Here is an 8,260-nt window from a genome sequence, read left to right as displayed (position 1 = left end):
CCGGGGTGTCGGAGGGGGACCGTACGATAGGACGGCCGTGGTCGATTCGCCCGGCTGACCCCCTCTAGTTCGGGAGCACCGCCCAGTCATGCCGACGCGCCAGGACATTCGCAACGTCGCCATCGTCGCCCACGTCGACCACGGCAAGACCACCCTGGTCGACGCCATGCTCAAGCAGGCCGGCGCCTTCGCCGAGCACCAGCTCCAGTCCGTCGACGACCGGGTCATGGACACCGGGGACCTGGAGCGCGAGAAGGGCATCACCATTCTCGCGAAGAACACCGCGGTGAAGTACCACCCCAAGGGCGGCGTCCCGGTGGTGATCAACATCATCGACACCCCCGGCCACGCCGACTTCGGCGGCGAGGTCGAGCGCGGGCTGTCCATGGTCGACGCCGTCGTGCTGCTGGTGGACGCCTCCGAGGGGCCGCTGCCGCAGACCCGGTTCGTGCTGCGCAAGGCGCTGCAGGCGCGGCTTCCGGTGATCCTGTGCATCAACAAGACGGACCGGCCCGACTCGCGGATCTCCGAGGTCGTGGACGACACGTACGACCTCTTCCTCGACCTCGACGCCGACGAGGAGCAGATCGAGTTCCCGATCGTCTACGCCTGCGCCCGGGACGGCGTCGCCTCGCTGACCCAGCCCGAGGACGGCACGGTGCCGGCGGACAGCGACAGCCTGGAGCCGTTCTTCTCCACCGTCCTGGACTACGTCCCCGCCCCGTCGTACGAAGAGGGCGCGCCGCTGCAGGCGCACGTGACGAACCTCGACGCCGACAACTTCCTCGGCCGCATCGCGCTGCTGCGCGTGGAGCAGGGCGAGCTGAAGAAGGGGCAGACGGTCGCGTGGATCAAGCGCGACGGGACCGTGCAGAACGTGCGGATCACCGAGCTGATGATGACCGACGCCCTCACCCGCCGCCCCGCGCAGGTCGCCGGGCCCGGGGACATCTGCGCGGTCGCCGGCATCACCGAGATCATGATCGGCGAGACCCTCGCCGACCCGGAGAACCCGGTCGCCCTGCCGCTGATCACCGTCGACGAGCCGGCGATCTCGATGACGATCGGCACGAACAACTCGCCGCTGGTCGGCAAGGGAATCGGCGGCGGGAAGGGCAAGGGTCACAAGGTGACCGCCCGGCTGGTCAAGGACCGCCTCGACCGCGAGCTCGTCGGCAACGTGTCGCTGCGCGTGCTGACCACCGAGCGCCCCGATACCTGGGAGGTGCAGGGCCGCGGTGAGCTGGCGCTGGCGATCCTGGTGGAGACGATGCGCCGGGAGGGCTTCGAGCTGACCGTCGGCAAGCCCGAGGTGGTCACCAAGGAGATCGACGGCAAGCTCCACGAGCCCGTCGAGCGGATGACGATCGACGCGCCCGAGGAGCACCTCGGCGCGATCACGCAGCTCCTCGCCGCCCGCAAGGGCCGGATGGAGACGATGACGAACCACGGGTCCGGCTGGGTCCGCATGGAGTTCGTCGTGCCCTCGCGCGGGCTCATCGGCTTCCGTACGGAGTTCCTGACGCAGACCCGCGGCACCGGCATCGCGCACTCGATCTTCGAGGGGCACGAGCCGTGGTTCGGCGAGCTGCGGACGCGCAGCAGCGGCTCGCTGGTCGCGGACCGGACGGGCGCGGTGACGGCGTTCGCGATGACGAACCTGCAGGAGCGCGGGACGCTCTTCGTGGAGCCGGGCACGGAGGTGTACGAGGGCATGATCGTCGGGGAGAACTCCCGCTCCGACGACATGGACGTGAACATCACCAAGGAGAAGAAGCTCAGCAACGTCCGGTCGTCCACGGCGGACATCGCCGAGTCGATCGTCCCGCCGCGGAAGCTGTCGCTGGAGCAGTCGCTGGAGTTCTGCCGGGACGGCGAGTGCGTGGAGGTCACGCCGGACACGGTGCGGATCCGCAAGGTGGTGCTGGACGGGCGCGAGCGCGCCCGGGCCGCCTCGCGGGCCAAGCACGCCTAGCCCGTACGCGACCGGCTCCGAACGCGGCACGCCCGTCCCGCGCAGCACGCCCGGCCCGCGCAGCCGTACACCTCGAAACCGCCGTCCCCCGGACCGGCGCGCGGCGCCCGCGCCATCCGGGGGGTTGTGCTCCCCCGATGGCGTGCCACCGGAAGCGCGAACGTCCCCCATGGGGTCTTATGTCACTTAAGTGACACTTGGGACCCCTGGGAGGCACCATGCGCCGAGCGACCCGCGCCTCGTGGACGGCCTGCGTCGTCTGCGCCGCGCTCGCTGCGACCGGCTGCGGCAGTGACAGCGGTGACGGCGGCGGCGGGTCGTCAGGCGGCGGCACCGTCAGTGCGCAGTGGGGCGATCCGCAGAACCCGCTGGAGCCGGCGAACACCAACGAGGTCCAGGGCGGCAAGGTCCTCAAGCTGATCACCCGCGGGCTCGTCATCTACGACCCGAAGACCGCCGAGCCGAAGAACATGCTCGCCGAGTCCATCAAGAGCGACGACCAGAAGAACTGGACCGTCAAGGTCAAGAAGGGCTTCCGGTTCAGCAACGGCGAGCCGGTGAACGCCAAGTCCTTCGTGGACGCCTGGAACTACGCCGCGAACATCAAGAACCGGCAGGTCAACAGCAGCTTCTTCAAGTACATCGAGGGCTACGACAAGGTCCACCCGACCGCCGAGGGCAGCGAGCCGAGCGCGCAGAAGCTCTCCGGGCTGAAGGTCGTCGACAACCGGACGTTCACCGTCAGGCTGTCGCAGAAGTTCGCCATCTGGCCCGACACCCTCGGCTACCCGGCCTTCGCGCCGCTGCCGCAGGCGTTCTTCGACGACCACGCCGCGTGGCTCGACAAGCCCATCGGCAACGGCCCGTACAAGATCGACTCGTACGCCAAGGGCACGTCGATGAAGCTCGTCAAGGACGACAAGTACAAAGGCGACGACAAGGCCAAGAACGACGGCATCGAGCTGAAGGTCTACACGGACCAGAACACCGCCTACACCGACCTCCAGGCCGGCAACCTCGACGTCTCCGACGAACTGCCCGCCGGCCAACTGGCGAACGCCGAGAGCGACCTCGGCGACCGCTTCATCAACCAGAAGGCCGGCATCATCCAGACCCTCGCCTACCCGCTCTACGACGACGCCTGGTCCGGCAAAGACAAGGCCGACCTGCGGCGCGGGATCTCCATGGCGATCGACCGCGAGCAGATCACCAAGCAGATCTACAACGACACCCGCGTCCCCGCCAAGGACTGGACCTCCCCGGTCATCGGCGAGAAGGGCGGCTTCGACGACACGATCTGCGGCGACCTGTGCACGTACGACCCGAAGCGGGCCAAGAAGCTCATCGACGGCGCCGGCGGCCTCCCCGGCGGCAAGCTGACGATCTCCTCGAACGTCGACACCGGCTCCCACCGGGAGTGGATGGACGCGGTCTGCAACAGCATCAACAAGGCGCTCGGCAAGGAGAACGCCTGCGTCGTCAACCCCATCGGCACCTTCGCCGACTTCCGCACCCAGGTCGTGGACCGCAGCTTCAAGGGCCCGTTCCGCTCCGGCTGGCAGATGGACTACCCGCTGATCGAGAACTTCCTGGCGCCCACGTACTACACCGGTGCCTCCTCGAACGACGGCGAGTACAGCAACAAGAAGTTCGACGACCTCATCGACCAGGCCAACGCCGCCGAGGACACCGCCGCGGCCGTCGAGAAGTACAAGGAGGCGGAGCGGCTGCTCGCCAAGGACGTGCCGTCGATCCCGCTCTGGTACCAGAACGGCATCGCCGGCCACTCCGACCGCGTCAGCGACGTCTTCCTCGACCCCTTCAGCGTCCCGTACTACCCGGACATCAAGGTCAAGTAGTGCGCACGCGGCGGTCCGCCGCGGCCGGCGCGGGAGGGGCGGACACGCGAGGAGAGGAGGGGCGCCCATGGGCCGCTACGTGATCCGGCGGCTGCTGCAGATGATCCCCGTGTTCATCGGCACCACGTTCCTCATCTTCTTCATGGTCTACGCGCTCGGCGACCCGGTCACCGCCATGTTCGGTGACCGGGCGCCCGACCCCGCGACCGCGGCGCAGATCCGCAGGGACCTCAACCTCGACAAGCCCCTGTGGCAGCAATACGTGCTCTACATGGGCAATATCTTCACCGGCGACTTCGGCCGGGCGTTCAACGGCCAGCCGGTGCTGGACCTGATGCGCAGCGCCTGGCCGATCACCGTCCGGCTCGCCCTGCTCGCCGTGCTCTTCGAGATGATCATCGGCGTCACCCTCGGCGTGGTCTCCGGGCTCAAGCGCGGCCGGGCGGTGGACACCGGGGTGCTCTTCGCTACGCTCGTCGTCATCTCCATCCCCACGTTCGTCACCGGCTACGTGCTGCAGTACCTGCTCGGCGTCAAGTGGGGCTGGGTCACGCCCGCGGTGTCCTCGGGCGCGCCGTGGGACGAACTGATCCTGCCGGCCGTGGTGCTGGCGCTGGTGTCGCTGGCGTACACCACCAGGCTGACCCGTACCTCCGTGGCCGAGAACGCCCGCGCCGACTACGTCCGCACCGCCGTCGCCAAGGGCCTGCCGCGCCGCCGCATCACGGTCCGCCACCTGCTGCGCAACTCCCTCATCCCCGTCGTGACCTTCCTCGGCATCGACATCGGCAACCTCATGGGCGGCGCCATCGTCACCGAGCGGATCTTCAACATCCAGGGCGTCGGCTACCAGCTCTGGCAGGGCGTCCTGCGGCAGAACGCGCCCACGGTCGTCGGATTCGTGACCGTCCTCGTCATCGTCTACCTGCTGGCGAACCTGGTGGTGGACATGCTCTACGCGGTGCTCGACCCCCGGATCCGCTATGCCTGAGCGCTACGAGGAGAAGCAGCGGGCGGACATCGGCACCCAGGAGGCGGAGGCGCTCCCCGGCAGCGACGTCCTCCAGGCCGAGGCCGGCGGCCTGGCGGGGACCGACCAGCCGGCCCGCAGCCTGTGGTCCGACGCCTGGCAGGACCTGCGCCGCAACCCCGTCTTCGTCATCGCCGGGCTGCTGATCCTCTTCCTGATCTTCATCTCCCTGTGGCCCAGCGTGGTCGCCACCGGCAGCCCGTACAACTGCGACATCGCCAACCGCAACCTCGGCGCCGAGTCCGGCCACCCCTTCGGCTTCGACAGCCAGGGCTGCGACGTCTACAACCGCACCGTCTACGGCGCCCGCGCGTCGCTGACCGTCTGCACCCTGGCCACCCTCGGCGCCGCCGTCCTCGGCACCGTACTCGGCGGCCTCGCCGGCTACTTCGGCGGCTGGGGCGACGCGGTCCTGTCCCGGATCACCGAGGTGTTCTTCGGCATCCCGATCCTGCTGGGCGGCCTGGTCTTCCTCTCCGTCATCAAGAGCGGGTCCGTCTGGCCGGTGATCGGGCTGATCGTGCTGCTGGGCTGGCCGCAGGTGGCGCGCATCGCGCGCGGCTCGGTGATCACGGCCAAGCAGAACGACTACGTCCAGGCCGCCCGCACCCTCGGCGCCTCCACCGGCCGCATCATGCTGCGGCACGTGCTGCCCAACGCCATCGCGCCGATCATCGTCGTCGCCACCATCGCCCTCGGTACGTACGTGGCGCTGGAGGCGACGCTGTCGTTCCTCGGCGTCGGCCTCAAGCCGCCGACCATCTCCTGGGGCAGCGAGATCTCCACCGCGTCGCAGCAGATCCGCAACGCGCCGCACGCCCTGCTGTGGCCGGCCGGGGCGCTGAGCCTGACCGTGCTGGCGTTCATCATGCTCGGCGACGCGGTGCGCGACGCGCTCGACCCGAAGCTCAGGTGAGGTGCCCGTGACCGCGCTGCTCGACGTCCGCGACCTGCAGGTGGAGTTCCGCACCCGGGAAGGGGTGGCGAAGGCCGTCAACGGCGTCTCGTACGACGTGGCCGCGGGCGAGACGCTGGCGGTGCTCGGCGAGTCCGGCTCGGGCAAGTCCGTCACCGCGCAGGCGGTGATGGGCATCCTCGACTCGCCGCCCGGGTTCGTCACCGGCGGGGAGGTGGTCTTCCAGGGCGAGGACCTGCTGAAGCTGGGCCGCGAGGCGCGGCGCAAGGTGCGCGGCGAGCGGATGGCGATGATCTTCCAGGACGCGCTGTCGTCGCTCAACCCCGTGCTCACCGTGGGCTTCCAGCTCGGCGAGATGTTCCGCGTGCACCGCGGCGCGAGCCGCGCGGAGGCGAAGGCCAGGTCGATCGAGCTGATGGAGCGGGTACGGATCCCGGCCGCCCGGGAGCGCGTCAACGACTACCCGCACCAGTTCTCCGGCGGCATGCGGCAGCGCATCATGATCGCGATGGCGCTGGCGCTCGGGCCCGAGCTGATCATCGCGGACGAGCCGACGACGGCGCTCGACGTGACCGTGCAGGCGCAGGTGATGGACCTGCTGGCGGAGCTGCGCGAGGAGACGGGGATGGGGCTCATCCTCATCACCCACGACCTGGGCGTGGTCGCGGACGTCGCCGACAAGATCGCGGTGATGTACGCGGGCCGGATCATGGAGACGGCGCCCGTACACGACCTGTACAAGGCGCCGGCGCACCCGTACACCCGCGGCCTGCTGGACTCCATCCCGCGGCTGGACCAGAAGGGCCAGGAGCTGAGCGCCATCCGCGGCACCCCGCCCAGCCTGCTGGCCATCCCCCCGGGCTGCCCCTTCAACCCCCGCTGCCCGCGCGCCCAGGACGTCTGCCGGACCGACCGCCCACCGCTGTACGAGGTCACGGACGACGCGGGCCGCCCGCTGGCGGGGCGGGGGAGTGCGTGCCACTTCTGGAAGGACCAGTTGCATGACCGGCCTTGAGCAAGGACCAGTCTCATGACCAGCCCTGAGGTGACCGAGGCCCCGCCGGGCGCGCCGGGCGGGGAGGCGATCCTCGAAGTACGCGACCTCGTCAAGCACTTCCCGCTCACCCAGGGGATCGTCTTCCGCAGGCAGATCGGCGCCGTCCAGGCTGTCGACGGCGTCTCCTTCGACCTGCGGCGCGGCGAAACCCTCGGCATCGTCGGCGAGTCGGGCTGCGGCAAGTCGACCATCGCCAAGATGCTGGTCAACCTGGAACGGCCCACGGCCGGCCGGATCCGGTTCAAGGGCGAGGACATCAGCCGGCTGTCCGGGCGCGCGCTGCGGGCCGTACGGCGCAACATCCAGATGGTCTTCCAGGACCCGTACACCTCGCTCAACCCGCGGATGACCGTCGGCGACATCGTCGGCGAGCCGTACGACGTCCACCCCGAGGTGGCGCCGAAGGGCAGCCGGCGGGGGCGGGTCCAGGAGCTGCTCGACGTCGTCGGGCTCAACCCCGAGCACATCAACCGCTACCCGCACCAGTTCTCCGGCGGCCAGCGGCAGCGCATCGGGATCGCGCGCGGGCTCGCGCTGCGGCCGGAGATCATTGTCGCGGACGAACCGGTCTCGGCGCTCGACGTCTCGGTGCAGGCGCAGGTGGTGAACCTGCTGGAGCGGCTGCAGAACGAGTTCCACCTGTCGTACATCTTCATCGCGCACGACCTGTCCGTGGTCCGGCACATCTCGGACCGCGTCGGCGTGATGTACCTGGGCCGGATCGTGGAGTCCGGCACCGACGAGGCGATCTACGAGCACGCCACGCACCCGTACACGCAGGCGCTGCTGTCGGCGGTGCCGGTGCCGGACCCGGAGGCGCGGGAGACCCGGGAGCGGATCCTGCTCAGCGGCGACGTGCCGTCACCGGCGAACCCGCCGTCGGGGTGCCGGTTCCGGACGCGGTGCTGGAAGGCGCAGCCGGTGTGCGCGGAGAAGGACCCGGCGCTGGACGTGCCGCCGTGGTTCCGGGAGGCGAAGGGGGCGGTGGCGCACCCGTCGGCGTGCCACTTCGCGGCGGAGTGGGAGGACGAACCGGGACCGGGACGGCCGGAGGCGGCGGTGGGGCCGGGGGCGGGCCGGTAGGCCGACGGGGCGAATCTGCCGCAGCGGAGGAAGTCGTTTTAGTCGGTTTATCACGTATCAGTGATAGCCATGGTGGGCGTCGGCAGCTGATGCCCCGTCACCGAGCAGAGGGACACCCACCATGAAGCGTTTGTCACGCCGTCGGCTCCGCGTGCTGAGCGGGGCGCTGGTCGCCACGGCCGCCCTTGCGGGCGGCGCGGCCCCCGGCGCCCACGCCGTACACCCGGTGACGACGGACAGGCCGGGGGCGGCCATGTCCGGGAGCGGGTCGCAGGACCCGGAGTTCGCGGCGGACATCGAGGCCGGGTTCGCGGCGTCGGAGGCGGAGATGGAGGCGGAC

At 69.9% G+C, this 8,260-nt stretch carries 7 protein-coding genes; all 7 read left to right on the top strand.

Features of this window, described 5'->3' with window-relative positions; translation table 11 throughout:
* Positions 1-88: 88 nt before the first annotated feature.
* Entirely contained in the window at positions 89-1,975 is a 1,887-nt protein-coding gene (typA, locus tag H5J30_RS10545; RefSeq protein ID WP_181787166.1) for a translational GTPase TypA, read from the top strand.
* A gap of 218 nt (positions 1,976-2,193) precedes the next feature.
* Positions 2,194-3,834 (top strand): peptide ABC transporter substrate-binding protein, encoded by a 1,641-nt coding sequence (locus H5J30_RS10540; protein WP_181787165.1) that lies wholly within the window; start codon positions 2,194-2,196, stop codon positions 3,832-3,834.
* Between the two features lie 67 nt (positions 3,835-3,901).
* Positions 3,902-4,825 carry an ABC transporter permease gene (locus H5J30_RS10535; protein WP_181787164.1) on the top strand — a complete coding sequence of 308 codons (924 nt, stop codon included), beginning with the start codon at positions 3,902-3,904 and terminating at the stop codon, positions 4,823-4,825.
* A complete protein-coding gene (locus H5J30_RS10530) occupies positions 4,818-5,780 on the top strand; it encodes an ABC transporter permease (RefSeq protein WP_181787163.1) in 963 nt (320 codons plus the stop codon). The genes H5J30_RS10535 and H5J30_RS10530 overlap by 8 nt, the downstream gene beginning before the upstream one ends.
* 7 nt (positions 5,781-5,787) lie before the next feature.
* Positions 5,788-6,795, top strand: a complete 1,008-nt coding sequence (locus tag H5J30_RS10525) for an ABC transporter ATP-binding protein (protein ID WP_309505489.1) — start codon at positions 5,788-5,790, stop codon at positions 6,793-6,795.
* Between the two features lie 15 nt (positions 6,796-6,810).
* Positions 6,811-7,920, top strand: coding sequence for an ABC transporter ATP-binding protein (locus H5J30_RS10520; RefSeq protein WP_181787161.1), 1,110 nt, complete (start codon positions 6,811-6,813; stop codon positions 7,918-7,920).
* A 130-nt stretch (positions 7,921-8,050) separates the two neighbouring features.
* Positions 8,051-8,260 (top strand): hypothetical protein (locus H5J30_RS10515; protein WP_181787160.1); only part of this gene is annotated, 210 nt, incomplete at its 3' end.

Source organism: Streptomyces phytophilus (assembly GCF_013870535.1).
Taxonomy (GTDB): Bacteria; Actinomycetota; Actinomycetes; order Streptomycetales; family Streptomycetaceae; genus Streptomyces; species Streptomyces phytophilus.
The sequence above is the reverse complement of the archived record's forward strand: the minus strand, read 5'-3'. Positions and strand labels throughout refer to the sequence as shown.